Annotated in this window: 22 protein-coding genes; 8 read left to right on the forward strand and 14 right to left on the reverse strand. The window is 65.8% G+C overall.

Going from position 1 to position 25,669, the window contains the following annotated elements; translation table 11 throughout:
* Positions 1 to 19: 19 nt before the first annotated feature.
* Genes ASE90_RS02470 through ASE90_RS02505 form a run of 8 tightly spaced genes read right to left on the reverse strand, consistent with a single transcriptional unit; the run spans position 20 to position 6,977 of the window.
* On the reverse strand, positions 20 to 853 hold the full coding sequence (locus ASE90_RS02470) for a sugar phosphate isomerase/epimerase family protein (RefSeq protein WP_055995465.1): 834 nt from the start codon (positions 851 to 853) through the stop codon (positions 20 to 22).
* Complete coding sequence (locus ASE90_RS02475; protein WP_055995468.1) at positions 850 to 1,419, reverse strand: gluconate 2-dehydrogenase subunit 3 family protein; 570 nt, start codon at positions 1,417 to 1,419, stop codon at positions 850 to 852. The genes ASE90_RS02470 and ASE90_RS02475 overlap by 4 nt, the downstream gene beginning before the upstream one ends.
* Positions 1,416 to 2,246: a DUF1080 domain-containing protein gene (locus ASE90_RS02480; RefSeq protein ID WP_055997128.1), complete on the reverse strand. Its 831-nt coding sequence runs from the start codon at positions 2,244 to 2,246 to the stop codon at positions 1,416 to 1,418. Before ASE90_RS02480 ends, ASE90_RS02475 begins: the two co-directional genes overlap by 4 nt.
* A 13-nt stretch (positions 2,247 to 2,259) precedes the next feature.
* Positions 2,260 to 3,183 carry a hydroxypyruvate isomerase family protein gene (locus ASE90_RS02485; protein WP_235531626.1) on the reverse strand — a complete coding sequence of 308 codons (924 nt, stop codon included), beginning with the start codon at positions 3,181 to 3,183 and terminating at the stop codon, positions 2,260 to 2,262.
* Positions 3,180 to 3,557 (reverse strand): c-type cytochrome, encoded by a 378-nt coding sequence (locus ASE90_RS02490; RefSeq protein WP_156347510.1) that lies wholly within the window; start codon positions 3,555 to 3,557, stop codon positions 3,180 to 3,182. Before ASE90_RS02490 ends, ASE90_RS02485 begins: the two co-directional genes overlap by 4 nt.
* 2 nt (positions 3,558 to 3,559) lie before the next feature.
* Positions 3,560 to 4,702: a Gfo/Idh/MocA family protein gene (locus tag ASE90_RS02495; RefSeq protein ID WP_055995471.1), complete on the reverse strand. Its 1,143-nt coding sequence runs from the start codon at positions 4,700 to 4,702 to the stop codon at positions 3,560 to 3,562.
* Positions 4,699 to 5,757 carry a sugar phosphate isomerase/epimerase family protein gene (locus tag ASE90_RS02500; protein ID WP_055995474.1) on the reverse strand — a complete coding sequence of 353 codons (1,059 nt, stop codon included), beginning with the start codon at positions 5,755 to 5,757 and terminating at the stop codon, positions 4,699 to 4,701. The genes ASE90_RS02495 and ASE90_RS02500 overlap by 4 nt, the downstream gene beginning before the upstream one ends.
* A complete protein-coding gene (locus ASE90_RS02505; protein WP_235530465.1) occupies positions 5,754 to 6,977 on the reverse strand; it encodes an MFS transporter in 1,224 nt (407 codons plus the stop codon). The genes ASE90_RS02500 and ASE90_RS02505 overlap by 4 nt, the downstream gene beginning before the upstream one ends.
* A gap of 187 nt (positions 6,978 to 7,164) precedes the next feature.
* On the opposite strand from ASE90_RS02505, the gene ASE90_RS02510 reads away from it, so the two are divergent.
* The gene (locus ASE90_RS02510) at positions 7,165 to 8,181 is read left to right on the forward strand and encodes a cupin-like domain-containing protein (protein ID WP_055995477.1); all 1,017 of its coding nucleotides are present in this window, start codon (positions 7,165 to 7,167) and stop codon (positions 8,179 to 8,181) included.
* Here ASE90_RS02510 and ASE90_RS02515 read toward each other — a convergent pair.
* Genes ASE90_RS02515 through ASE90_RS02530 form a run of 4 tightly spaced genes read right to left on the reverse strand, consistent with a single transcriptional unit; the run spans position 8,178 to position 14,157 of the window.
* The gene (locus tag ASE90_RS02515; RefSeq protein WP_055995480.1) at positions 8,178 to 9,689 is read right to left on the reverse strand and encodes a tryptophan halogenase family protein; all 1,512 of its coding nucleotides are present in this window, start codon (positions 9,687 to 9,689) and stop codon (positions 8,178 to 8,180) included. The two genes, ASE90_RS02510 and ASE90_RS02515, sit on opposite strands and share 4 nt — an antisense overlap.
* Positions 9,686 to 11,200, reverse strand: coding sequence for a tryptophan halogenase family protein (locus tag ASE90_RS02520; protein ID WP_055995482.1), 1,515 nt, complete (start codon positions 11,198 to 11,200; stop codon positions 9,686 to 9,688). The genes ASE90_RS02515 and ASE90_RS02520 overlap by 4 nt, the downstream gene beginning before the upstream one ends.
* Positions 11,197 to 12,591: a tryptophan 7-halogenase gene (locus ASE90_RS02525; protein WP_055995485.1), complete on the reverse strand. Its 1,395-nt coding sequence runs from the start codon at positions 12,589 to 12,591 to the stop codon at positions 11,197 to 11,199. Before ASE90_RS02525 ends, ASE90_RS02520 begins: the two co-directional genes overlap by 4 nt.
* 45 nt (positions 12,592 to 12,636) lie before the next feature.
* The gene (locus ASE90_RS02530; protein ID WP_268794999.1) at positions 12,637 to 14,157 is read right to left on the reverse strand and encodes a tryptophan halogenase family protein; all 1,521 of its coding nucleotides are present in this window, start codon (positions 14,155 to 14,157) and stop codon (positions 12,637 to 12,639) included.
* A gap of 357 nt (positions 14,158 to 14,514) precedes the next feature.
* Here ASE90_RS02530 and ASE90_RS02535 point away from each other — a divergent pair, with 357 nt between their 5' ends.
* On the forward strand, positions 14,515 to 17,916 hold the full coding sequence (locus ASE90_RS02535) for a TonB-dependent receptor (RefSeq protein ID WP_055995488.1): 3,402 nt from the start codon (positions 14,515 to 14,517) through the stop codon (positions 17,914 to 17,916).
* Positions 17,917 to 17,990: 74 nt separating this feature from the next.
* Here ASE90_RS02535 and ASE90_RS02540 read toward each other — a convergent pair whose 3' ends face one another.
* A complete protein-coding gene (locus ASE90_RS02540) occupies positions 17,991 to 19,502 on the reverse strand; it encodes a replicative DNA helicase (protein ID WP_055995492.1) in 1,512 nt (503 codons plus the stop codon).
* Positions 19,503 to 19,593: 91 nt separating this feature from the next.
* Between ASE90_RS02540 and ASE90_RS02545 the strand changes: the two genes are divergently transcribed.
* The 5 genes from ASE90_RS02545 to ASE90_RS02565 all read left to right on the forward strand — a co-directional run bounded on the left by ASE90_RS02545 (position 19,594) and on the right by ASE90_RS02565 (position 22,050).
* Positions 19,594 to 20,076, forward strand: a complete 483-nt coding sequence (locus tag ASE90_RS02545; protein WP_055995495.1) for a UPF0262 family protein — start codon at positions 19,594 to 19,596, stop codon at positions 20,074 to 20,076.
* Positions 20,076 to 20,744, forward strand: a complete 669-nt coding sequence (locus tag ASE90_RS02550; protein ID WP_055995498.1) for a GH25 family lysozyme — start codon at positions 20,076 to 20,078, stop codon at positions 20,742 to 20,744. The genes ASE90_RS02545 and ASE90_RS02550 overlap by 1 nt, the downstream gene beginning before the upstream one ends.
* Positions 20,741 to 21,187 carry a cytidine deaminase gene (locus tag ASE90_RS02555; protein ID WP_055995501.1) on the forward strand — a complete coding sequence of 149 codons (447 nt, stop codon included), beginning with the start codon at positions 20,741 to 20,743 and terminating at the stop codon, positions 21,185 to 21,187. The genes ASE90_RS02550 and ASE90_RS02555 overlap by 4 nt, the downstream gene beginning before the upstream one ends.
* A gap of 84 nt (positions 21,188 to 21,271) precedes the next feature.
* Positions 21,272 to 21,826, forward strand: coding sequence for a dCTP deaminase (gene dcd, locus ASE90_RS02560; protein ID WP_055995505.1), 555 nt, complete (start codon positions 21,272 to 21,274; stop codon positions 21,824 to 21,826).
* A 38-nt stretch (positions 21,827 to 21,864) separates the two neighbouring features.
* Complete coding sequence (locus ASE90_RS02565; RefSeq protein WP_156361390.1) at positions 21,865 to 22,050, forward strand: hypothetical protein; 186 nt, start codon at positions 21,865 to 21,867, stop codon at positions 22,048 to 22,050.
* Here ASE90_RS02565 and ASE90_RS02570 read toward each other — a convergent pair.
* Positions 21,996 to 24,161, reverse strand: a complete 2,166-nt coding sequence (locus ASE90_RS02570; RefSeq protein ID WP_235531627.1) for a ComEC/Rec2 family competence protein — start codon at positions 24,159 to 24,161, stop codon at positions 21,996 to 21,998. The two genes, ASE90_RS02565 and ASE90_RS02570, sit on opposite strands and share 55 nt — an antisense overlap.
* A gap of 64 nt (positions 24,162 to 24,225) precedes the next feature.
* Here ASE90_RS02570 and gltX point away from each other — a divergent pair, with 64 nt between their 5' ends.
* On the forward strand, positions 24,226 to 25,656 hold the full coding sequence (gene gltX / locus ASE90_RS02575) for a glutamate--tRNA ligase (protein ID WP_055995510.1): 1,431 nt from the start codon (positions 24,226 to 24,228) through the stop codon (positions 25,654 to 25,656).
* Positions 25,657 to 25,669: the final 13 nt, after the last annotated feature.

Genomic DNA, 25,669 nt, shown 5'->3' on the forward strand with positions numbered 1-25,669 from the left:
CCCCTCCCAGGGTATTGGTTTAGTAACGCAGCGCCTTGAGCGTCCGGAAACTGGTGGTGACGTCGGGCAGATAGGGCGCGGGCGCCTGATCATTCTCGACATAGAAGTGGCGGACGCCGGCACTGCCGCGACGGCGGAACAGCGCGGCGAAATCGGTCTTGCCGGCGCCGACCGCGGTCATGCTGCCATCGGCGCGCGCGTCCTTGACGTGATACGCGTATAGCCGCGGCCCGAGCCGGTCGATCCATGCGCCGACATCTTCGCCGGCATGGCCGACCCAGTACAGGTCGAGTTCGATCTTCACCAGCGCCGGATCGGTCGCCTTCAGCAACCGCTCGTACAGGCTGACCCCGCCCGGCTTCACCGTGAATTCGAAGTCGTGGTTATGATAGGCGAAACCCAGCCCGGCCTTGCGCAGGTCGCGCGCGAAGCGGTTGAAGTTCGGCATCGCCGCATTCCAGCCGGCTTCGTCGCGATGCTGGTCGACCATGTACGGCAGAACGACCGTATCGGCACCCAGCGTCTTGGCCATTTCGACCTGCTTGTCGAACGCGCCGAGCAACGCTTCGTACGGCACATGGATCGACGGGGCCTTGAGGCCCAGCCGGTCCATCGTCCGCCGCAGCAGTTTATGATCCATGGCATCATAGCCGCCACCGCCATATTCGACTTCCTTATAGCCGATACGGGCAAGGTCGCCGAGCGTCTTGACCGGGTCCTTCTGGAACAGCTCGCGCACCGTATAGAGCTGGATCCCGACGGCCTTGATCTGGGCTGCCTGTGCGATGCCGGTGACGCCGAGTGCGGCGATGCCGCCTGCACCGGCCAGGACGTGCCTGCGATTGACGATCATGCGCTGTACACCTTGTTGACCTGCGAATAGGGAAAGGCACCGTTATATTCGCCCGGTACCGGCAGATATTCGCGCTCCTGCGTCATGCCAATTTCCGACGTATAATAGCCGGCGATGACCAGCTGGCGGAATGCTTCGAAGAAGGTCTTGCCGCCCGGAATCTGGTCCTTCATCGCCAGCGTCAGCAACGCGTCCTGCTGCGCCGGCGTCGCCTTGGCACCCGTGACCTTGTAATCCGCCATGCTGCGCTTCTCAATCGCATCCAGCCCGGCGACGATCGGCACCCGCTCGGCCGGATAGGACCAGTCGGCCAGCAGCTTCTCGATATAGGCCGGCACGCCCGCGGCGATCGCGCCCGGCGTATCGGTGGTCGGGATGACGCGTTCGCTCAAGCCCGTCATCAGCGCGCGTTGCGGCGCGGTGAACACGGCGGCGCTCGGCGGACCATCGCTGATCGTCGGCACGCTTACCGGTCCTTGCGCACCGACAGCGCGCGCGAGCGGCGCGTACAGCGCGGTGCCGAACATCGCCGCGACACCGGCCAGGGCCGTCCTGCGATCGATCATTTGCTGTTCTCCTTCAGGTCCTGCGCGATCGCGCTCTCGGGCAGCGGTCGTACCCAGATGTTGCGGAACGACACCGGCGAATCATGATCCTGCAACTGGATCGGCGCGGCGTCGCCATGCGCCTCGTACTTCGCGATCTGCCGCCAGATCGTCGTGCCGAGCATCGCCTGATGATTTTGTACCACCACCCCGTTCAGGATCGCGGTGACATAGGCCGGTCGCACCAGCGACCCGTCGGCGGCGAAGCGCGGCCGTTCGAACACGACGTCATAGGTCTGCCATTCGCCGGGTTTGCGCGACGCATTCACCAGCGGCGGCTTGAAGCCATAGACCGCGCCGACCGTGCCATCGGCATAGGTCGGGTTCTGATAGCCATCGAGGATCTGAACCTCGTAGCGCTGCATGAACCAGATGCCGCTGTTGCCGCGATCCTGCGACGTCTTGGTCGGCGGATTGGGGCTGCGGAATTCGAGGTGGAGCTGCACGTCGCCGAAGCTCTGCTTCGACACCAAATCGCCGCCACCTTTGCCACCCGGCCCCCGCGGCGGTACGGTCATCACACCGTCCTTCACCGGCCATGGCGTACCCTTCGGGGACCACGCGTCGGTCGAGCGCCCGTCGAACAGCACGATCGCATCGGACGGCGCACCGCCCGGCTGTGCCGCCGGCGTCACCACCGTCGGCGTCGGCCGGTCGGCGTCGTGCACCTTCCACTGTCCGCCCGGCAGTACCGGCGTATCCCTGAAACCCGGCTTGTCCTGCGCGCCGGCCGAGCCCGCCAGCGCCGTCAGCACCGATCCGAGCACCGTTATCGTACGGAGCCTCATCATCCCCTCCCCTTCATGCGTGATCGATCCGGCGATAGGCTGCGACCAGCGCATCCTCCCCCGGCCGACCCTTGATCGAATTGCCATGTTCCATGCCGATCACGCCGGCATAGCGCTTGTTCCGCAGCCATTTGACGACGGTGGCATAGTTGATTTCGCCGGTACCCGGCTCGTTGCGGCCGGGATTGTCGCCGAACTGGATATAACCGATCTCGTCCCAGCAGCTGTCGAGCGTCGGGATCAGATTCCCCGACTGGATCTGTTCGTGATACAGATCGGCAAGGACCTTGACCCCCGGACTGTTCGCACCGCGCGCGACGGCATAGCCCTGCGCTACGGTCTGCATATAGACGCCGGGATGGTTGGTCCGCGTATTCAGCGGTTCCATGACCACGGCGATGTCGTGCGGCGCGACGATATCGCCCGCGCGGCGCATCACGTCGATGACCCGTGCCGTCTGGATGTCCTGCGGCACCTTCGGGTCCATGAACCCGGTCACCACCGTCATCCGCGTCGCCGACAGCCGCTTGGCGACCTCGATCGACGCGCGGATGTCGTTCAGGAACGCTTCGCGCTCGGCACCGTCGTTCGCCCCCAGCAGGGGCCGCGACTGCGCCCATTTCGGCATGCTGGCGACGAACACGCCCATCGTCATGCCGCGCTGTTGCAGCGCCTTCGCCATCGCCGTCTGTTCGGCGATACTGCGCCCGGCCGCCTCATTATCTTCCCACGCCATGAAGCCCTGATCGGCGGCATAGGCGATCTGTTCGATCCGGTCGCCACGGCTGGCGAAGCTGCCTTCGTGCGGCGCGAATTTCAGCGAGAAGCGAGCAGCGTTGCTGCCACCGCCTTCGCGGCGTTGCGACGCACGTACGCCGGTGGCCAGCGTCGCGGCGGCGGCCCCTGCGATGACCGTGCGCCGCGACACGCCGCTCACTTGGCCGACGTCAGATAGGCGATGATGGCGGCACGCTTCGCCGGATCGGGCGTCGAGATCGGCATCCGCGTACCCGGCACCTTCTTGGCCGGTGCCGTCAGATACGCGTCGAGCGTCTTGGCGTCCCAGCGCAGCTTCGACGCCTTCATCGCCGGCGAATAGTTGAAGCCCGGCACCGACGCCGCAGGCCGCCCGACCACGCCGAACAGATTGGGGCCGATGCCATTGCGGCCACCCTTGTTGACCGTGTGGCACGCCTTGCAGGCGTTGAACGCGGGCGGTGCCGCGGTCTGGGCGGTGGTTGGCGTCGCCGTGGCGAGCAGCGCGGTCGCACCGGCCGCACCCACGATTGCCATACCCGTCAGCAGTTTCATCTTTACTCTCCCGCTTCCACTGGGGTCCATTTTCGGTCGGAGCTCGCATTCGCGATCACCGCCTCGATAAAATTCATCGTCCGCAGACCATCGGTCAGGCCGGGGACGAAGCGTTCGTCCTGCCCGCGAATCGCCGCCGCAAACCCTTGATACAGATTGGCAAAGGCTTCGATATAGCCCTCGGGATGGCCCGAAGGCGTACGCAGCATTGCCTGGGTCGATCCGGCCAGCCCCGGCCCGCCCGCCCGCACCACTTCGGCCGGCCGGTCGAGCCAGCGCAGCGTCAGCGTGTTCGGCTCCATCTGCGCCCATTCGAGCGTGCCGAGCTCGCCCGACACACGCAGTTTCAGGCCATTCTCCTCACCCGCCGCGACCTGACTGGCCTTCAGCGTACCGCGTGCGCCGCCATCGAAGCGCAGCAGCGCGCTGACATCGTCGTCGAGCCGCCGCCCGGCGACATGCGCGGTCAGGTCGGCCGACACCTCGCTCACCCGCACGCCCGAGACGTGCTCGGCAAGGTGAAAGGCATGGGTGCCGATATCGCCCAGACAGCCGCCCAGCCCGGCCTTCGCCGGATCGGTGCGCCATTCTGCTTGTTTGTTGCCTTGGCCATCGATCGGGGAACTTAGCCACCCTTGCAGATACTCGACCTGAACGAGCCGGATTTTTCCCAGATCGCCGCGCGCGACGCGGGTGCGCGCCTCTTCGACCAGCGGGTAACCGCTGTACGTGAAGGCCAGCGCGAATTTCGCCCCGCTCTTGCGCGCCGCGGCGGCGATGGCGCGGGCTTCGTCGCTGCTCATCGCCATCGGTTTTTCGCAGAAGACGTTGATGCCCGCTTCCAGTGCGGCGATCGCCATCGGCGCATGCAGGTGGTTCGGCGTGACGATCGCCAGCGCGTCGATCCGCTCGCCCTCCGGGAGCGCGCGTTCGGCGGCGATCAGCGCATTCAGATCGCCATGGACGCGCTGCGGATCGAGCCCGAGCGACACGCCGCTACGTTCGTTGCGCGCGGCGTCGCTGCTGAACGCGCCGGCCACCAACTGCCAGTCGCCGTCCAGCGCCGCCGCCTTGCGGTGGATTGCGCCGATGAACGCGCCCTCGCCACCGCCGGCCATGCCCAGCTTCAACGCCTTGCCGCTCATTCCGCCGACAATCCCATCAGCTTGCGGATCGCCGCGCGGTCGACGCCGCTCCTGGCGAAGTCGTCGAAGGCGTGATCGGTCAGCTTGATCATATGCGCCTCGATGAACGGAGCACCTTCGCTGGCACCGTCGTCGGAATTCTTGAGCGCGCACTCCCATTCGAGCACCGCCCAGCCGTCATAGCCATATTGTGCCATGCGGCTGAACACGCCCGAAAAATCGACCTGCCCATCCCCCAGCGAGCGGAACCGCCCCGGGCGATCGACCCAATCCTGATAGCCGCCATAGACGCCCGAGCGTCCGGTCGGGTTATATTCGGCATCCTTGACGTGAAAGCACGAAATCCGGTCGTGATAGCGATCGATGAAGTCGAGATAGTCGAGCTGTTGCAGCACGTAATGCGACGGATCGAACAGCAGCCGCGCGGCATTGTGCCCCTTCACCGCCTCGAGGAAACGTTCCCATGTCGCCCCGTCGTGCAGGTCTTCGCCGGCATGGACCTCGAACGCGCAATGCACGCCATTGTCCTCGAACACGTCGAGTATCGGGGTCCAGCGCCGCGCCAGTTCGGCAAATGCTTCCTCGACCAGCCCGGCGGGCCGCTGCGGCCACGGATAGACATAGGGCCATGCCAGCGCACCGGAGAAGGTCGCATGCGCCTTCAGCCCGAGGTTCGCGCTGGCCTTCGCCGCCATCTTGACCTGCTCGACCGCCCAGACCTGCCGCTCTGCGGGCTTGCCATGCACTTCGGGCGGTGCGAAGCCGTCGAACAGCGTGTCATAGGCGGGGTGGACCGCGACCAGCTGCCCCTGCAAATGGGTCGACAGCTCGGTCACTTCGATACCGTGCTGCGCCAGCTTGCCGCGCAGATCGTCGCAATAGTCCTTGCTCTCCGACGCGGTCTTCAGGTCGATCAGCCGCGTGTCGCACGGGATCTGCACGCCGACATAGCCCAAGCCCGCGGCCCATTCGGCCATGTTCTCCAGCGTGTCGAACGGTGCCTTGTCGCCCATGAACTGCGCGAGGAAAATGCCCGGCCCCTTCATTCCCGTCATGCCAGCGTCTCCTTGCGACGATCGTCGCGGAACGTGAATTGGAACAGCAGCGCGATCGCTGCGGCGGCGACCGCCGGATAGATCCACATGCCCTGCCAGTCGGCGATGGTCGGCGTGGCCGGCAACTGCGCATAGATCATCGCGCCGATCTGCGAGCCGAGCAGCATCCCGACGCCATAGGTGAACAGCGTCAGCATGCCCTGCGCCTGCGCATTGACGCCCTTCGGCGTGGCGATGGTGCCGACATAGATCGCCCCGGCGACGAAGAAGAAGTCGTAGCACACGCCGTGCAGCGCGACACCGAGATAGATCGCCCACAGCCCCGACCCGCCGTCACCGATCGCGAACAGCGCATAGCGCAGCGCCCACGCGGCCATGCCGACCAGCAGCAGCGGCTTCACGCCGAAGCGGCGATAGAGCCAAGGCATCGAGAACATGAAGACCAGTTCGGACATCTGCCCGATCGCCAGCGTCCCGCTGACATTCTCGATCCCCGCCGCGCCGACATAGGGCGAGGCATAGGCGTAATACATCGCCAGCGGCACCGAGATCAGCGTCGCACAGAGGATGAAGATCAGGAACGACTTCTGCCGCATCAGCCCGAATGCCTCGACGCAGAAGACCTGCGCCAGCACGCTGCCGCCCTGCGGCTTGTCGGCCTCGACCGCCGGCAGGGTGAAGCTGTAGACGCCCAGCGCGATCGACACGACCGCCGCGACCCAGAAGATCTTCGGGCTGGCGGACAGTCCCGCCCAGCCGATGATGAGGCCGGCGGCGATCCAGCCGATCGTGCCGAACGCGCGGACGAACGGGAAATTGTCGGTCCGATCGCCGAAGCTCTTGAGCGCGATCGTGTTCGCAAGGCCGACGGTCGGCATATACAGGATCATGTAGCCGAGCAGCAGCCACACGAACGTCCCGCCCTTTTCCGGGGTCAGCAGCGTCGGCAGCAGGTACAGCAGCACGCCGCCGACCAGATGCAGGATGACCATCAACATGCGCGGCGCGACATAGCGCACCGCGACCATGCCGAGCAGCAGCGACCCGACGATCGACGCGATCGGCCCCATCGAAAACGCGTTGCCGATCAGATTGCCGATTCCGACCGTCTGCATCACCAGGCCGAGCGTGACCTGCCACGCTCCCCAGATGAAGAACTGCATGAACATCAACGCGCTTAGCCGCGCGGTCAGACTTCCGTCGACCGATCGATCGGTCACGGGCCCGACACCCTCCGCTATGGCCATCAGCCACCCCTCCGCAGTATTGTCTGCTAATTCGTTTGCAACGCTAGGTAGGTCGACGCGCCCTGTAAAGACGCGATATCATCGACTTCCGCAAACCGTCGATTTACAGGCTGTTACATCCGGCGCGTGGGCGCGCCACGGTTTTGGCAGGCATTTCCATATGACGCGCAGTTTTCAGCCGATCCGTGAATGGCACGACGTCGATCGACTTTGGTTCGAGACGGAGATCGTGCCGCTGCGCCAGCCCGCGGTCCTTCGCGGCATCGCCGCGTCGTGGCCGGCGGTTCGGGCCGCCCGGCAGTCGGACGAAGCGTTGCGCGACTATATCGAGGCGACCGATCTCGGCAAACCGGTCCCCGCCTTTCTGGGGCCGCCACAGATCAACGGCAGATTCTGGTACAGCAACGACCTGCGCGGGCTGAACTATCAGCAGCGGATCGCCCCGATCGGCGAATTGCTGCGCGCGCTGATGAGCGTGCGGGACGAGGAACAGCCGCCGGCCTTCTATGCAGGCGCGGTGCCGATCGCCGAAAACTGCCCCGATTTCGCCCGCGACAATGTGCTGGGCATTACCGGTCCGGGCGCGGTCGCGCGGCTATGGGTCGGCAACCGCGTCACCGTGTCGACCCATTTCGACATGTCGGAAAACGTCGCGGTGGTGGTCGGCGGACGGCGGCGCTTCACGCTGTTCCCGCCCGAACAAGTCCGCAACCTGTATGTCGGGCCGTTCGACTTCACCTTTGCCGGGCCGCCGGTCAGCATGGTCGACCTGCGCAATCCCGACCTCGAACGCTATCCGCGCTATGCCGAGGCGCTGGAAACCGCACTGGAGGCCGAACTCGAACCCGGCGATGCGATCTACATCCCCTATATGTGGTGGCATCAGGTCGAGGGACTGTCGCCGATCAACGTCCTCACCAACTATTGGTGGGCCCTGACACCGCGCGATTGGCAGGGGTCTCCCTTCCGCACGCTGATGCACGCGGTGATGAGCATCCGCGACCTGCCCGAGCGCGAGCGCGACATATGGCGGACGTGGTTCGACCATTATGTCTTCGGTGCGGGCCATGACGCGGTCACCCACCTTCCGGCCGCCGGTCGCGGCGCGCTGGGCGAGATGACGCCCGACAGGGCGCAGCAGGTGAAGCATTACCTGATCGACGATTTGCGCCGTTAGGACGGGCTGCGGCAGAAGCGGTCGATGAACGCCATATGGTCGGGCATCGCCCGCACCCCCGCGTCCATCGCCCCGGCGATATGGGTCATGCGGCGATCGAGCTCCTCCGCCGACAAGATGTCGGCGATCGGGTGATGCCGCTTGGGGTGGACATTCTGCCCGTGCAGCACCGCCAGCCAGCTCGTCTCGCTGAACAGTTCGTTGTCGTGCCGGTACAGCCGCGCATTTTCGCGGAAGATGGCGATGCGTTCTTCCAGCGAAGCGGGGATCGCCATATCACGGCAGCGACGCCAGAGTGGGCTGTCGTTGCGGGCCGTCGCCTTGTAATGCAGTATCAAGAAGTCGCGGACCTGTTCATACTCCAACCGCGTGCGCCGATTGTAATAATCGATATCCGGCTGATTGAACGACCGATCGGGGAAGTTGGTCAGCAGCCGCGCAATCCCGGTCTGGATCAGATGAATCGACGTCGATTCGAGCGGTTCGAGAAACCCCGCCGCCAGCCCGAGCGCGACGACATTCCGATCCCACGCCTTGCGTCGCACCCCCGCCGTGAAGCGCAGGAAGTTCGGGTCCGACAGCGGTGCCCCGTCGAGACCGTCGTTCAGCATCGCCAACGCCGTGTCGTCGTCGACATAGTCGGAACAATAGACATGGCCATTGCCGGTGCGTGACTGGAGCGGGATGCGCCAGCGCCAGCCGACGCTGGTCGCAGTCGCGCGGGTATATGGCGTCGGATCGCCGACGCGGGCGCAGGGCCGCGCCACCGCCCGGTCGCACGGCAGCCATTCGCGCCAGTCGTCATAGCCCGCGTTCAACGCGCCTTCGATCAACAGCCCGCGAAAGCCCGAGCAGTCGATGAACATGTCACCCGCGACGCTGCTGCCATCGTCGAGCACGACATGATCGACATGGCCGTTCGCACCGTTCAGCGTGACGTCGACGATCCGCCCCTCGGTCCGCACCACGCCCGCCGCTTCGGCACGTTCGCGCAAATATTTGGCGTAGAGCGCGGCATCGAACTGAAACGCGTAGCTGATGCCGGCCAGCGGCGATCCGCGGCGCGACGGATCGGGCCGCATGAACTTGCCCGCCCGCGCCGCACCGACGCCGATGCTGAAGCGATCGAGCGGCAATGTGCCCCCCGCCTGGGCATGGCGATACCAGAAATGGTGGAAATGGATGCCCTCCATCTCCTGCCCATAGGTGCCGAAGGGGTGGATATAGCGCTCGCCGATCTGCCCCCAATCGACGAATTCGATGCCCAGCTTGAACGTCGCGCAGGTCCGGCGGACGAATTCATCCTCGTCGATGCCGAGCAGGCGATTGAAATACTGGATGTGCGGGATCGTCGCCTCGCCGACGCCGACCGTGCCGATCGCTTCGGATTCGACGACGCGGATCGCCATGCCGCTGCCGGCCAGCATATGCGACAGCGCCGCCGCCGCCATCCATCCCGCCGTGCCGCCGCCGACGATCACGATGCCGCGGATGTTCGCCTCGCTCATGCCGCCATCGCCGGTGCCGGGCAGTAGCGGGCGAGGAAGTCGCCATGCGTCGGCATCCGCGCCACCGCCGCCGCCATCGCGTCTCGCATCGATGCGAGACTGCGCGCGACATCGCGTTCGGGCAGCGTCGCGACGATCGGATCGGACGACGTCGGCACGATCCCCTGCCCCAGCATCACGGCGACCCAGCTCGGCCGGGTGAACAGCTCGTCATTGTAACGGAACACGCGTCCGGTTTCGCGGAACAGTTCGATCTTGTGAAGCAGCGTATCGGGCAGTCGCATGGTGCGGCAATGGTTCCAGAACGGCGTATCGTCGCGCGTGGTCGCTGCATAATGCAGGATGATGAAGTCGCGTACCTGTTCGAACTCGGTGCGCATATGGCGGTTATATTCGGTGCGCAGGATTTCCGGAATGTCGCCGCGCGGGAACAGCGAGATGAACCGGCTGATCCCCTCCTGAATCAGATAGATCGACGTCGATTCGAGCGGTTCGAGAAACCCCGCCGCCAGCCCGATCGCGATGCAGTTGCCCGACCAGAAGGTCTCGCGACATCCCGCCCTGAACCGAATGCGACGCGGATCGGCAAGCGCGGGCGCATCGAGACCGGCCAGCAGCGTCGCGCTCGCCGCTTCCTCGGTCGTGAAGGCGCTGGCAAAGATATGACCGTTGCCGACCCGTCGCTGCGTCGGGATGCGCCATTGCCAGCCGGCATCGCGCGCGGTCGCGCGGGTATAGGGGGTCGGCGGCCCGGCATGTTCGCTCGGCACCGCCAGCGCGGTATCGCACGGCAGCCAGTGGCTCCAGTCGACGAACCCGCTGCCCAGCGCCTCGCCCGCGAGCAGCGCCCGGAACCCGGTGCAGTCGAAGAAGAAATCGCCCGCGACCACGCGTCCGTCGGCGAGGGTCAGGCGGGTGATCGCGCCATCCGCCCCCTGCCCGACCGCACCGACGATCCCCTCGATACGAACGACCCCGCGCTTCTCGGCATAGCGGCGCAGGAACCGCGCATAGAGCGTCGCGTCGAAATGATAGGCATAGCGGATCTGCGACAGCACCGATCGGGGGTTCGGGTCGGGCAGCGCGAACCTGCCAGCCCGTGCCGCTACCGCGCACAGGCTGTATTCCTCGATCGGTTGCGGCGCGCCATGCTCGCGGGCGCGCAGCCAATATTGGTGGAAGTCGATCCCCTGCATGTCGACGCCATGCTGGCCGAAGGGATGGACATAGCGATCGCCCCTGGTACCCCAGTCGACGAATTCGATGCCCAGTTTGAACGTCGCCTGCGTTGCGGCCATGAACTCGGCCTCGTCGACGCCCAGCATCTGGTTGAAGGCGAGGATGTCGGGGATCGTCGCCTCGCCCACCCCGACCGTGCCGATCGCGTCGGATTCGACCAGCGTGATCGCGACGTCCTTCGGATCGAGCAGGCTCGACAGCGCGGCGGCGGTCATCCACCCCGCCGATCCGCCGCCGACGATCACGATCCGGCGCAACAGCGGCGCGCTCATACCATTCCCCGCTTCAGATATTGTTCGAGTTGCGCGCGATAGATGCGCGCGGGCGGCAGCTTCGCCACCGCCTGTTCGATGTCGCGCTCCATGGTCGACAGATATTGCCGCACGCGACCCGGATCGGCACGATCGGCCAGCCGGTCGTGCCGCCGGGGCCGCGATCCCAGCCCGAGATGCAGGATCGTCCAGTCCTCCGGGTGAAAGGGTTCGAGGTCATAGGCAACCAGCACCCCGCGATCGGCGAACATCGTCAGCTTGCGCGCCAGCTTCTCCGGCACCGGTTCCGCCGTCGCCGCCTGCCAATAGGGGCCGTCGGGCAGTCCTTCAGCGGTGAAGAACGCCCGCTGGAACAGGTCGGCGTGGTCGTGATCGTCGGCGAACCGGCGATCATATTCGCGAGCTTCTACACCCATGTCAGCCCGCGTCGGGATCAGCGTCAGCAGCCGTTCGATATCGCGTTCCAGCAGCAGCATCGGTGCCGGCGTCAGCGGTTCCACCACCGCCGCCGCCTGTCCGATGCCGACGCAATTGCCGACCCAGCCGTGCGACCGTCGACCGATCGTCGCCGCGACGTCACCGGTACCCGCCGCCGACACCCGCATCCGCCGGACGCGCCCTTTCAACGGGGTCTCGCTCTGCCAGCCATCGGGCGTCGCCCGCACCGTCCGCAGCGGCGTTTCGTCGGTGCCGGCATCGTCCTCGACCGCCAGCGCGATCCGTCGCGTCCCCTGCCAGTCCGGCGCAAGTGCCGACAGCAATACCGCCGGCGGGCCGCTGCCATCGACATACAGGTCGGCAGTCAGCAGCCGGCCATCATCCAGCAGCACGCCCGCGATCGCACCGTCCGCAACCTCGACACCGACGACCGTACCGCCGACCCGCTCGACCCGCCCCGCCGGCACCGCCGCGACGAACAGCGCGGCATAGTCGACCGGGTCGAATTGATAGCCATATTCGGCGCGCGCCAGCGGGTGCTGGCCGTCGCCCTCGCGCGGCGGATGCACGAATACGCCGCGCCGCGCCGCCTGTATCCCGGCGACATAGGGCGTGATCGCGTCCGTTCCGACCAACGCCAGATACTGATGCAGCTGAATCCCGTCGATCACCGGAAACGGCAGCGCAAATCCCTGCATCCAGCCGCGCCCGCCCCAATCGGCATAGCGCGTCCCCCAGGAAAAGCTCGTATCGCTCGTCACGATCAGTCGCCGCTCATCGACCCCGGCCGACAGGTTGAAGGCATAGGCCGATGGCGCGGTCACGCTGCCATAGAACAGGTCGCTCCCCCGCTGGTCGCCTGCATCGACGCGCACGATCGCGACCTGCGGCGGCAATTGCATCGCCAGCGCCGCCACGGTCATCTCGGCGGCCAGCCCGCTGCCGCACACCATTATGCGTCCGACCGCTGCAGAGGTTTCCAACGCCTGCATCGTGCGTCAGGCCGCCAGACCGGCCGCGGCCGGCGATCGGCGGATATAGTCGGCATGATCGGGCGTGGCCTGCACCGCCTGCGCCACCGCACGCCGCAGCGCCGCCGCCCGCGCCGCGATCGTCGCATCGCCCTGCGCCAGCACGCGCGGATCATATCCCTTTGGCATCAGCCTCTGCCCCAGCATCACCGCCACCCAGCTGGGCGGCAGGAACAATCCGAACTGATAGGGTACGACATAGCCGCGCGTCAGCCACGCATCGATCTTCGCCTGCAAGCTGTCGGGCAGGGTCAACGCGCGGAAATGCCGCCACATCTCGCTGTCCTCGCGCTCGGTCGCGACATAGTGGAGCAACAGGAAGTCGCGCACCCGTTCGAAATGCAGCGCCATCCGCCGGTTATATTCGGCGATATCGCCCGCATCGAAGCGGCGTGTCGGGAACAGCGCCAGCAATTCGGTGATGCCATCCTGGATCAGATGGATCGACGTCGATTCAAGCGGTTCGAGGAACCCGCTGGCCAGCCCGATCGCGACGACGTTGCGCTTCCAGAAATCGCGCCGTCGCCCCGTCGTAAAGCGCAGCCGTCGCGGCTCGGCCTGCATCGGCGCGTCGAGATTGGCGATCAGCTGGTCCTGTGCGTCGTCTTCGGAAATGAAGCTGCTGCAATAGACATGACCGTTGCCGACCCGGTGCTGCAACGGAATCCGCCACTGCCACCCCGCCGTTCGCGCCGTCGCGCGGGTATAGGGGCCGAGCGGCGAGCAACTGTCGGTCGGTACCGCGACCGCCCGGTTGCACGGCAGCCAGTTGCTCCAGTCGTCATAGCCCGACTGGAGCGCCCCTTCGATCAGCAGCCCGCGAAACCCCGAACAGTCGACGAACAGATCGGCTTCCAGCACCCGCCCATCGGCCAGCGTCACGTTGCGGACGTGACCACTCTCGCCGTGCAGCGCGACGTCGACCACCTTGCCCTCGATCCGCTCGACGCCGCGTGTCTCGGCATAGCGGCGCAGGAAGCGGGCATAGAGCGAGGCGTCGAACTGATAGGCATAGCCGAAGCTCGATTCGACCTGCCGTACGTCGCTGCCCGGATGGCGGAAGCGGTTGTGTTCGGCGGCGATCACCGGGAACGAATATTCGTCCAACCGGGTCGCATCGCCCAGTTCGCGCAGTCGCAGCCATTGATGGTAGAACGGGATACTGTCGTCGGTCGGTCCGTAATTGCCGAACGGATGGATGTAGCGGTCGCCGATTCGACCCCAGTCGCAAAACTCGATGCCCAGCTTGTACGTCGCCTCGGTCGCCCGCATCAGGTCCGCTTCCGCGATACCGAGCGTCGTATTGAACGCCCGGATGTGCGGCAGCGTCGCTTCGCCGACGCCGACCGTTCCGATTTCGTCCGATTCGATCAACTGTACCCGTACGCCCAGCCCCTGCAGCCTGTTCGCAAGCGCAGCGGCGGTCATCCACCCGGCGGTACCGCCACCGACGATACAGACCCGTTCGATCTCCTCCCGTCCGCTCACGCTGCGCCTGACCTGGTTTCCCCGAAATCCGCCATTCTACCGTCCTCTTCAACAGTCACGACACGCCGCACAAGATTTCGCACAGTTACCACTGTATTTCGCTGCGATGCAGCACGCATTGTATACGTAATGTTATTCTTATCGACAAAGAAAGCGTCGCTGGCGGACAATTGTCAACGATGTCGGCTAAATATGTTACCGCTATCTTGCCGGGGTAAATCGAATCCTTTATGCGTCCGATCGTTGCCCCACCATTGCCAGCCGCGTCGTATCAAGAAACGACAACGAGCAGCAAGGATTGGGCACAGGGGACACCAGGCGGCGCGCAAAGACGCCGCACAGGGAGGGGATTGATTGATGAAGATGCAGGTACTCGCGTATCCGTCGCGCTCGGCTAAACGGTTGCTGATGGCCACCTCGGCGCTGACATTGGCGCTGACACCGGCGGCTGGCTTCGCCCAGACGGCGATCACGCCGCCCGAAGAGAAGGTTCCCTCGCCGCTGGCAAATGCGCAGGATGCGACGCCCGAGGGTGAAATCGTTGTTACCGGCATCCGCGCCGCGCTCGAATCAGCCAAGGAAATCAAGCGCCGCTCATCGACCTTCGTCGATTCGATCACCGCATCGGACATTGCGACGCTGCCCGACCTTTCGGTCGCCGAAGCGATCGGTCGTATTCCGGGCGTGACCATCTCGCGGTTCCCGACCAATGGCGGCAGCCCCGACTTTCCATCCCCCGAAGGCCGCGGCAACCTTGTGCGCGGCCTCGGCTTCGTGCGTTCGGAATTCAATGGTCGGGACGCCTTCTCCGCCAATGGCGGTCGCTCGCTCGACTTCTCCAGCATTCCGCCCGAGCTGGTCGGCGGCGTCGACGTCTACAAGAACCAGAGCGCCGACCTGATCGAAGGCGGCATCGGCGGCACGATCAACCTGCGCACGCTAGAACCCTTTGACAGCAAGAAGGACCTGTTCGTCGTCGCGTTCGACGGCACGTTTTCCGACCTTCGCGAAAAATGGTCGCCGCAGGGGAGCATCACCGCGGGCAAGCGCTGGAAAACCGGCATCGGTGAAATCGGCATCCTCGGTTCCTATTCGCGCTCGCGGCTCGATTCGCGGATCAACGGCTGGCAGCAGAGCCCGCCGATCCCGCGCGTCCTCGACGCCAACGGCAACGTCCCCGAAACCGGCAACTTTAACGACGACAACCGGACCAACGAATTCATCGGTGCCGATCCGTCGCGCATCGTCGGCATCACGCCCGGCTTCCAGCTGCGCAACACCGACTTCGATCGCGACCGCATCAGCTATTACGGCGCAGTGCAGTGGCGCAACGACAGCCTCCAGGCGACGTTCAAGTATATTCGCGTCGAAACCAAGATCAACAGCACCGAACGGACGCTGGAATGGTTCCCCGACCATAATGGCGGCGTCCAGATCGGCGTCCAGAACATGCAGCTGAACAAGAACTGGGGTTCCAGCGGGCTGCCCATGTGCAGCGGCCCCGGCGGTCGTCCGGTCGCCCCCGGCGATTGCGAAACCCTGTATCCGGTACAGGGCGGCCTGATGGAATCGGGCCTCGTCACCAGCAACAACGATTCATGGACCGGTGCGCGCGGCCGCGACATCGGCATGCTCGGCGTCGGCAAGCAGGAAGAAGCGACCACCGAAGACTTCAGCCTGAACCTGAAATGGACCGCGAGCGAGCGGCTGTTCGTGACCGTGGACGGTCAATATACGAAGGCCGACGCCCGGCAACGGCAGATCTGGGGTGGCATGAACAGCTACTTCAACTATTCGGTGAAGCCGGACCTCGATCACCCGCGCGTCGAATTCTTCATCGATCCCACGCACCGCTTCAATCCCGGCAATACGCGCTTTTCTGGCGACCGTGATCCGGTGACCACAAACGGCGTCATCACCACGCCGGGCGTGTTCATTCCGACGCCGACCAGTTCAAGCGACTTTAACGGTGCCAATTTCCAGTTCGCCGCCGACCAGTTCCAGAACGGCGAAGGCGACCTGTACTCGCTGCGTGGCGACCTGAGCTACGACGTGTCGGGCGCGGACGGCCTTGCCGGCTGGTTCGACAGCGTGAAGTTCGGTGCCCGTTTCGCCGAACGCAGCCAGGTCAATTCGGAAATGGCGCTGAACTGGGGTGCGATCGCGCCGGCATGGGCCGGCGGCTATGGCATCGCCGGCACGTTCCAGAACCCGAACAAGGGTTTTGAAGCGGTCAGCTTCAAGGACTTCTTCCGTGGCGACGGCGTCATACAGGGCAGCAACACCGACTTCGTCTTCGTGAACCAGAATATCCTCAACGACTATTCCGCGTTTCGCAAATATATCGCCAGCGAACCACAGCTGGCGACACTGGGTAGCTGGGTCCCGCGCGGCATCGATAACGGCACGCGCTTCGGCCAGGGCGTCTATCGTCCGGAGGATACGTCGGACATCACGGAGCGGACGAAGAACGCCTATGTCCGCGTCGACTTCAAACATGATTTCGACGGCGGCATGTCGATCGACGGCAATATCGGCGTGCGGTACGTTCGTACCGAACTGCAATCGTCAGGCTTCCAGGCCTTCCGGCCGTTCAATCCCGATCTGCCGTCCTGCAGCCTTACCGGCGGTCCGGGGCAGCAGAATTGCCAATACACGTTCGACCCGGACACCGGTAAGCGGCTGCGCACCGACGACGCCGAAAGCCGCGACGACATTCGCGACTTCGCGCCGCAGGCAGTTGCCTATGCAGAGCAGGCCGCGATCCCGACCACGCTCAACCTCGTCGACGAACGGTGGCTGCCGTCGTTCAACATGAAGTTCAACCTCAACCGCGAGATGCTGTTCCGCTTCGGCTACAGCAAGGGGCTGAGCCGACCGAACGTGCAGGATCTGCGCGCGTCGCAGGAATATGTGGTCACCACCACCACCACCCGGTACGACCAGATCACCGACCGGAACGACCCGCTATTCGGCGTGGATCGCGGTGCGCAGGACGTCTCGGCCAGCGAAATCCGCGTCAGCCGCGGCAACCCGTTCCTGAAGCCGACGACCGCCGACAGCTTCGACCTTTCGTACGAATGGTATTTCAAGGGCGGCTATCTGTCGGTCGCGGGCTTCTACAAGAGCCTGTCGAACATCATCACCAACGGCGACCTGTCGCTGGGAACGACGACCCTCGACGGCAAGACCCTGAACATCGTCTACAACGGCGCGGTCAATCAGGCGAAAGCCAAGGTGAAGGGCGTCGAGGTCGGGTATCAGCAGTTCTTCGACTTCCTGCCGGGGCCGTTGAAGCATCTCGGCGTACAGGCGAACTACACCTTCATCGATGCGACCACGACACCGCCGGGCAACGGTGCCGACGCCAATGGCGACGGGGTGCCGGACGATGTGACGCAGGTGTTCCGCTGGGGCGTCAGCGACCTGCTCGGCCAGTCCAAGCACATCGCCAACGCGGTCGCGATCTATCAGGACAAGGTGGTCGAGGCGCGTCTCGCCTATAACTGGCGCTCGTCGTATCTGCTGACGTATCGCGACTATGTGACGGGCAACCCGATCTACGCGGAGGACGCCGGCTTCCTCGACGCGTCGCTGAAGTTCAATATCGGCAACCTTCAGATCCGCGGATCGATCGCCAATATCCTCGACACGAAGAGCAAGGCATATGGCATCATCGACACCGATGGCCAGAGGTACGACCGGTTCAGCTTCCTGAACGATCGCCGTATCGTGGTGGGCGCCCTGTTCCGCATCTGACGCGAACGCCATCAACAAATCGGGGGAGGTGCCACCGGCCCTTCCCCTTTTTTTGCCGCGTCAGGACCGGCCGGTCATTCGTCGAGGCCGCTGAACCCGCTGCCGGCATAGTCGCTGAACTTGGTTATCTGCGGCTCGAACTTCAGCGTGACCTTGCCCGTCGCACCGTGGCGCTGCTTGGCGATGATGAGCTCGGCGAGGCCATAGACCCGTTCCATATCCATCGCCCATTTGGCATGGTCCTCAAACACCTTCGCATCGTCGCCGTCGCGCGGGCGCTTCGGTTCCTTGGCCGCGACGTAATAGTCTTCGCGGTACACGAACCAGACCATGTCGGCGTCCTGCTCGATCGAGCCGGATTCACGAAGATCGGACAATTGTGGCCGCTTGTCTTCTCGCTGCTCGACGGCGCGCGACAACTGCGACAATGCCATCACCGGCACGCCGATATCCTTGGCCAGTGTCTTCAATCCGCGCGAAATCTCCGAGATTTCCTGCACGCGGTTGTCGCTGCCCTTGCCCGATCCCTGCAACAGCTGAAGATAGTCGACCACGACCAGCCCCAGTTCGCCGTCCAGCTTGCGCTGCAACCGGCGGACGCGGGTGTGTAGCCCTGAAATCGTCAGGCCAGCGGTGTCGTCGATATAGAGCGGCAGCTGTTCGAGATCGGCGGCGGCGTTGGCGAGGCGGGTGAAATCCTCCTTGCGGATCTTGCCCATGCGCAGCGCTTCGGAACTGATCGACGCCTGCTCCGCCATGATACGCGTCGCCAGCTGATCGGCGGACATTTCTAGCGAGAAGAACGCGACCTTGGCCCCGACCGACTTGCCCTTTTCCATGCCGGCGCGCTGATCGTCCATGTAGCGCTGCGCTGCGTTGAAGGCGATGTTGGTGGCGAGCGACGTCTTGCCCATGCCGGGGCGGCCGGCAAGGATGATGAGATCGCTGTGATGCATGCCGCCGATCCGGCCGTTGATCGAATCGAGCCCGGTCGTAACACCCGACAGACCGCCGCCCGAATTCATCGCGCGTTCGGCCATGCGGACCGCCATCGTCGTCGCCTGCGCGAACGACTTCACCGCATTGGTCGTATTTCCCTCGGCCGCGACCTTGAACAGCGCTTCCTCGGCAGCCTCGATCTGCTTCTTGGGATCGACCTCGGTCGAGGTGTCGGTGGCGTTTTCGACCAGCGTCCGCCCGACGGTGATCAGCGCGCGCAACTGGGCAAGGTCGTAGATCTGCTGCGCAAACTGGCGCGCACCGATCAGGCTGGCATTGCTGCCGGTGATCTCGACCAGATATTGGGTGCCGCCGCGCGCCGCGAGCAATTCGTCATTGTCGAACATCGGACGCAGCGTCACGGGGCTGGCGATCATGCCGGTGCGGCGCACATCGCGGACGCGTTCGAAGATGCGCGCATGGGCGGGATCATAGAAATGTTCGGTGTCCAGCCGCTCGACCATGTCGTCGGCAAGGCCATTGTCGATCAGCATCGCGCCGAGCAACGCCGCCTCCGCGTCGACATTGTGGGGCACGCGTGGTGGTTGCGGGGGAGTACCCCCGCCGATGCTGTGAACAGTGGCCATCGCCCCTTCTCCCAGACCTGAGGCTTACGCTCAACCGGTTGACAGCGCATTTTGCGGTGGACGCCACGCCACGAAGCGGCGACAGGAGGCCATGGCCGATCCCCGGATCATCGACGTCACCCTCGACGAGCGCACGATCCTGTGGCGCAGCGCCGATATCGAGCAGGAACGACGGATCGCGATCTTCGATCTGCTGGAGGCGAATCACTTCGCCCCGGCCCGTGTGTCGCCCGACAATTATGCCGGTCCGTATCGCATCGCACTATCGGTGCCCGAAGGGCGACTGGCGATCGATATCGCACGCGAGGACGGCAGCCTGCTCGAGACGCTGGTGCTGGGCATGGCGCGCCTGCGCCGCCCGATCCGCGATTATTTCGCGATCTGCGACAGCTATTACAAAGCCATTCGACAGGCGACCCCGCACGAGATCGAGACGATCGACATGGCCCGGCGCGGCATCCACAACGAAGCGGCCGAGGCGCTGCGCGAGCGGCTGGACGGCAAGGTCGAGATCGATTTCGACACCGCCCGCCGGCTCTTCACCCTGATCTGCGTGCTGCATATCAAGGGCTGATGCGGTTCAAGTCGATTCTCGTCGCGCTGGCGGTGCTGGCGCTCGTCGCGCTGTTCGCGTGGCGATGGTCGTTCGGCTGGACGCCCGAACGCGCCCGGTTTCCGGTGCAGGGCCTGACGGTCTCGGCGGCGGACGGCACGGTCGACTGGCCGACCGCCCGCGCGCGCGGGGCGGACTTCGCCTATGTCACGGCATCGCAGGGGACGCAGCGCGATGCGGCGTTCGAGACGAACTGGAACGGCGCGCATTCTGCCGGGCTGCGACAGGGCGCGCTGCACGTCTTTTCGCTGTGCGAGCCGACCGCCGATCAGGTCACCGCCTATCTGACCACCGTGCCGCGCGCCGCCGACGCCCTGCCCGCGACGCTGGCGCTCGACTTCTCCGAGGACTGCGCCACCCGCCCGACGCGGGCGCAGGTGTTGACCGCGATCCGTGGCTTTCTGGCCCCCGCCGAATATCATGACGGCCGGCCGATGATGCTGCGCATTTCGCCGGCGTTCGAGGACGAATATCGCATCAGCGCGGCGATCGTCCGTCCGCTCTGGGCGCAGCGGCGCTTCTTCGAACCCGCATATCTGGCGCAGCCGTGGCGGATGTGGCAGGCGAACCCGGCACGGCGGTTCGATGGCGTCGCGCGTCCCGTCGCGTGGAGTGTAGCCGCCCAATGACCGATCCCGCCGCCCTGATCGACGCCGCGCGCGCTGCCGCCGCCAACGCGCACGCACCCTATTCGCGCTTTGCGGTGGGGGCAGCGCTGTTGATGGACGACGGATCGATCGTCACGGGCGCCAATTTCGAAAATGCCAGCTACGGCCTGTCGCTCTGCGCCGAGACCGTCGCGATCGCAACCGCCTCCGCCGCCGGCCGCCTGCGCCAGATCGTCGCGATCGGCGTGATCGGCGGGGCGATGGACGCGGACGGCCGCGCCACCGGCACCACGCCGGTCAGCCCGTGCGGCCGCTGCCGACAGGTCATCAACGAAGCGGCGCAAATGGCCGGCCGCGACCTGCCGGTCCATTGCGGCGCGGCGGAGGGCGATGCGATGCGGACCTACCGCCTATCGGAGCTATTGCCCGACGCCTTCGGACCGGCCGATCTCGGGATCGACTAAACGCGGTCACCACGTCGGGTATGAAGCCGCTTGCCCTGCCCCCGCGATCCGGCGATGGAGCAGCCGGCAGCAAGAGGGTATGATATGACGATCCTGTCGGATCACTGGATTCGCGAAACCGCGCTGGCGACGGGGATGATCGAACCCTTCGTCGAATCGCAGCGGCGCGAGGGCTGCATCAGCTACGGCCTGTCGTCCTATGGCTATGACGCGCGCGTGTCGGACGAGTTCAAGATCTTCACGAACGTCGACTCGGCGGTCGTCGACCCGAAGGACTTTGCGCAGAACAGCTTCGTCGATCGCAAGACCGACGTCTGCATCATTCCGCCCAACAGCTTTGCGCTGGCTCGGACCGTCGAATATTTCCGGGTGCCGCGCGACGTGCTGGTCATCTGTCTCGGCAAATCGACCTATGCCCGCTGCGGCATCATCGTCAACGTGACCCCGCTGGAGCCGGAATGGGAGGGGCATGTCACGCTGGAATTTTCGAACACGACGCCGCTGCCCGCCAAGATCTACGCCAATGAAGGCGCGTGCCAGTTCCTGTTCCTGAAGGGCGACCAGCCGTGCGGGACCAGCTATGCCGACCGTGCGGGCAAATATATGGGCCAGCGCGGCGTGACGCTGCCCCGGCTCTAACGATGATCGGGCGGAACTGGACCGGGCGGAGCGCCGTCGTGCGATCGGCTGCATTGCTGCCGATCCTCGCGCTGTTCGGCCCGAAGCTGCCGATGCCATGGGCGTTCGTGCTTGGCGGAATGCTGATCGCGTGGTTCGCCTTCGTCTGCGCGCGCGTCGCGATCAACGATCATCGCAAGGCGTCCGAAACCCCGCCCTTCCGCCCGTTCCGCCGCTCGCGATAGGGCGGACGTGGCGGGGCGATCGTCTGCGGCACCTCCCATGGATGCTGCCCGCCGCCCCGCACCGTCGTCACCCGTGCGTCGGCCAGCGATATCGCCACCCCGCCGGTGCGGGCGAGCGTCGTCCGGTCGAGCTTCAGCCAGCGCGGGGTACAGCCGGCGGGCAGACGCCGGTCGCTGACGGCGATGTCGGCGTGGCGACAGGCGGCGACCAGTTCCGCCCAGGGCACTGAATAGCCGCTGCGGGTGGCCACGATCGTCCAGCGCCGGTCGCCCGCCTGCCGGGTGGCGATGCACAGGTCGGCGCTGCATTTGACGCCCGGCTGATCCGATAGCGGCGGCAATTCACCCTCGACACCGCCGCCTTCGCCCAGCGTCGATCGGACATAGTCGCCCGCCCGGTCGCGCAGGATCGCCATGCCGCCAGCCGGCGTCGCCAGCGCCAAATGCCGTCCGTCGCCGGTCACCAGCAGGTCGGGTGCGGGCGTCGCCAACGCCCAGAGCGCGCCAATCACCAGCGGCACCAGACCCCAGCGCCGGATGGCCGTGCGCCACAATGCGATCCACAGGCCGCCTGCCACCATCAGCGCGAACGCACCGTCGGGCATCGCCGGCAATGCGGCGACCGACCCCGGCGCCGCCGCCACCGTCCGGGCGATCCACAGCAGCAGCGCCAGCGACTGCTCGACCGCCCACCATGCCGGCGCGCCCAGTCCGCCGAGATCGAGCAGCAGCGCCAGCGCCTCCAACGGCATGGTGACGAAGGTCGTCAGCGGGATCGCCACGATATTGGCGAGCGCGCCGTACAGCCCGGCCTTGTGGAAATGATACAGGCCGATCGGCATCAACGCCGCCTCGACCAGCAGGCCGGTCAGCAGCAGCGATCCGAGACTGCGCGCGAACCGCCGCCAGACCGCTTCGTCGCGTTGCAGGAACCAGCGACGGACGCGGGGATGTTCGTGCAGCGCGACGATCGCGGTGACGGCGGCGAAACTCAGCTGGAAACTCGGACCCGCCAGCGATTCGGGAAGGACCAGCAGCACCAGCAACGCGCCCGTCGCGATCAGCCGCAACGTGATCGCCTCCCGCCCCAGCGACAGCGCGGCCAGCACCAGCAGCGCGGCGATACACGATCGCACCGTCGGTACGTCCGCGCCCGACAGCCAGGTATAGGCCAGCGCGGCCATGGCCCCCGCCCCCGCCGCCACGACCGGCAGCCGACACCGCAGCGCGATCGGCGGGAACAACGCAAACAGCTTCAGTACCAGCGTCATCGTACCGACGACCACCGCCGTCACGTGCAGTCCGCTGATCGACAGCAGATGGGCAAGGCCCGAGCGCCGCATCGCTTCGGCATCGGCTTCGGCGATCGAGCCGCGGTCGCCGGTCACGAACGCGGCGGCGATCCCGCCCTCGCTGCCATCGACGCGCGCGACGATATGGCCGGTCAGCGTCGAACGCAGCGCGGCATTGCCCGGATCGCCCGGCGCGACGACGCGGATCGGCGTGAAGCCGCGCCCGGTCGCGCCGATCCCCTGAAACCACGCGGTCCGCGCAAAGTCATAGGCACCGGGCAGTGCCGCAGTCGGTGGCGGCATCAGACGGGCGCGGAGCGATAGCCGGCTCCCCGGTACGACCCCGGGGGGTAGATCATCCTCGGCGATATTCACCCGCACCACCGGCGGCAGTCGCGCGGCTACGTCCGGACGCAGCGTCAGCCGCACCAGTTCGCGCGCCGGGAGCGGCTCGACCCGCTCGACCCGCGCCTCGAACGCCGCGACGACCGGCCGGGCCAGTACCGGTGCCGCGACCCGTTCCGCGCGCCACCAGATCAATCCGCAGCCGAGCATCACCAGCAATCCGCCGATGGTAATCGCCCGCGCCGTCCGCATCCCCCATGGCAGGACCAGTCCGGCGAGCGCCACCGCCAGCCCGGCCAACAGCACCGCCGCCCACCCCGCCGGCCCCGGCAGCACGAACCACGCCGCGATCCCCGCCCCCAGTGCGACCGGCATCCACAGCGGCAATTGCCCCCGCTCGGCCTCGGCAAAGCGTTCCAGCGCGCCGAGGAACCGAGCCCCGACGTGCGTGGTTTGAAGCAGGCGGGGTGCCATGCTAGGGGCGTTCGCGGCTGAGCTTGCCATATCTGTTCCACCCGATTTCTGGGAGCATCCGCGCTTGGGCGCAACCACTTCCGCGACGCCTGTCGTCACCCGTTTCGCGCCGTCACCGACCGGCTTTCTCCACATCGGCGGCGCACGCACCGCGCTGTTCAACTGGCTCTATGCCCGTCGCCATGGCGGTCGTTTCCTGCTGCGGATCGAGGATACCGATCGCGCGCGGTCGACCCAGCCGGCGATCGACGCGATCCTTGAGGGGATGCGCTGGCTCGGCCTCGACTGGGACGGCGACGCCGTGTTCCAGTTTGCACGCGCCGATCGCCATGCCGCCGTCGCACACCAGTTGCTCGACGCCGGCCATGCCTATCGCTGCTATGCCACCCCCGAGGAACTGACGGCGCTGCGCGAGGAACAGCGCGCCGCCGGCAGGCCGATCCGCTACGACGGCCGTTGGCGCGACCGTGCGCCCGAGGACGCCCCCGCAGGCGCGCCGTTCGTCGTCCGGCTGAAGGCACCCAAGGAGGGGTCGGTCACGATCGCCGATCAGGTGCAGGGCGACGTCACCGTCGCCAATGCCGAACTCGACGATTTCGTGCTGCTTCGATCGGACGGTACGCCGACCTATATGCTCGCGGTCGTCGTCGACGATCACGACATGGGCGTGACGCACGTCATTCGTGGCGACGATCACCTTAACAACGCCTTCCGCCAGCTCGCGCTGATCCGCGCGATGGACGCAGTCGAGGGCGGCTGGCCCGATCCGGTCTATGCCCATGTGCCGCTGATCCACGGTGCGGACGGTGCCAAGCTGTCGAAGCGGCACGGTGCGCTGGGCGTGGAGGCCTATCGCGACGAACTTGGCGTCCTGCCCGAGGCGCTGAACAACTATCTGCTGCGTCTCGGCTGGGGCCATGGCGACGAGGAGATCATCAGCCGCGAGCGTGCGACCGAGGTGTTCGACCTGTCGGGCGTCGGCCGATCGCCGTCCCGTTTCGATACGAAGAAGCTGTTGAACCTGAACGGCCATTACATCCGCGAGGCCGACGATGCCCGCCTGACCGCGCTGGTCGCGGAGCGGTTGCCCGACGGAATCGACCGCGACCTGTTGCAGCGCGCCATGCCGGTGTTGAAGGTCCGCGCCGCCGAGATCAACGAACTGGCCGCCAATGCCGCTTTCTTCTTCAGGTCGCGCCCGCTGGCGATGGATGACGGTGCCATCACGCTGCTGACGCCCGAGGCACTGGCGATCCTGACGCAGTTGCACGCCAAGCTTGACGCACTCGCAGCATGGGATACGGAGACGATCGAAGCTGCGGTACGCGAAGTGGCGGAGGCAGCGGGGTTGAAGCTGGGTGCCGCCGCGCAACCGCTTCGCGCCGCGCTGACGGGTTCGCGCACCTCACCGGGGATTTTCGACGTGCTCGCCCTGCTGGGCCGCGAAGAGAGCCTCGGCCGCATCGAAGACCAGATGGCCAAACCGGCCGCATAACCTAACAGGAGAC

The organism is Sphingomonas sp. Leaf67 (assembly GCF_001421965.1).
Lineage (GTDB): Bacteria > Pseudomonadota > Alphaproteobacteria > Sphingomonadales > Sphingomonadaceae > Sphingomonas.

Bases quoted from the DNA above. Each gene is read 5' to 3' on its own strand.
- ASE90_RS02510 (WP_055995477.1), top strand. From the start codon at position 7,165: ATGACGCGCAGTTTTCAGCCGATCCGTGAATGGCACGACGTCGATCGA.
- ASE90_RS02475 (WP_055995468.1), bottom strand. From the start codon at position 1,419: ATGATCGATCGCAGGACGGCCCTGGCCGGTGTCGCGGCGATGTTCGGC.
- dcd (WP_055995505.1), top strand. From the start codon at position 21,272: ATGACGATCCTGTCGGATCACTGGATTCGCGAAACCGCGCTGGCGACG.
- ASE90_RS02500 (WP_055995474.1), bottom strand. From the start codon at position 5,757: ATGACGGGAATGAAGGGGCCGGGCATTTTCCTCGCGCAGTTCATGGGC.
- ASE90_RS02470 (WP_055995465.1), bottom strand. From the start codon at position 853: ATGATCGTCAATCGCAGGCACGTCCTGGCCGGTGCAGGCGGCATCGCC.
- ASE90_RS02495 (WP_055995471.1), bottom strand. From the start codon at position 4,702: ATGAGCGGCAAGGCGTTGAAGCTGGGCATGGCCGGCGGTGGCGAGGGC.
- ASE90_RS02520 (WP_055995482.1), bottom strand. From the start codon at position 11,200: ATGAGCGCGCCGCTGTTGCGCCGGATCGTGATCGTCGGCGGCGGATCG.
- ASE90_RS02490 (WP_156347510.1), bottom strand. From the start codon at position 3,557: ATGAAACTGCTGACGGGTATGGCAATCGTGGGTGCGGCCGGTGCGACC.
- ASE90_RS02545 (WP_055995495.1), top strand. From the start codon at position 19,594: ATGGCCGATCCCCGGATCATCGACGTCACCCTCGACGAGCGCACGATC.
- ASE90_RS02480 (WP_055997128.1), bottom strand. From the start codon at position 2,246: ATGAGGCTCCGTACGATAACGGTGCTCGGATCGGTGCTGACGGCGCTG.
- ASE90_RS02570 (WP_235531627.1), bottom strand. From the start codon at position 24,161: ATGGCACCCCGCCTGCTTCAAACCACGCACGTCGGGGCTCGGTTCCTC.
- ASE90_RS02540 (WP_055995492.1), bottom strand. From the start codon at position 19,502: ATGGCCACTGTTCACAGCATCGGCGGGGGTACTCCCCCGCAACCACCA.
- ASE90_RS02555 (WP_055995501.1), top strand. From the start codon at position 20,741: ATGACCGATCCCGCCGCCCTGATCGACGCCGCGCGCGCTGCCGCCGCC.
- ASE90_RS02515 (WP_055995480.1), bottom strand. From the start codon at position 9,689: ATGAGCGAGGCGAACATCCGCGGCATCGTGATCGTCGGCGGCGGCACG.
- ASE90_RS02535 (WP_055995488.1), top strand. From the start codon at position 14,515: ATGAAGATGCAGGTACTCGCGTATCCGTCGCGCTCGGCTAAACGGTTG.
- ASE90_RS02525 (WP_055995485.1), bottom strand. From the start codon at position 12,591: ATGGTGTGCGGCAGCGGGCTGGCCGCCGAGATGACCGTGGCGGCGCTG.
- ASE90_RS02550 (WP_055995498.1), top strand. From the start codon at position 20,076: ATGCGGTTCAAGTCGATTCTCGTCGCGCTGGCGGTGCTGGCGCTCGTC.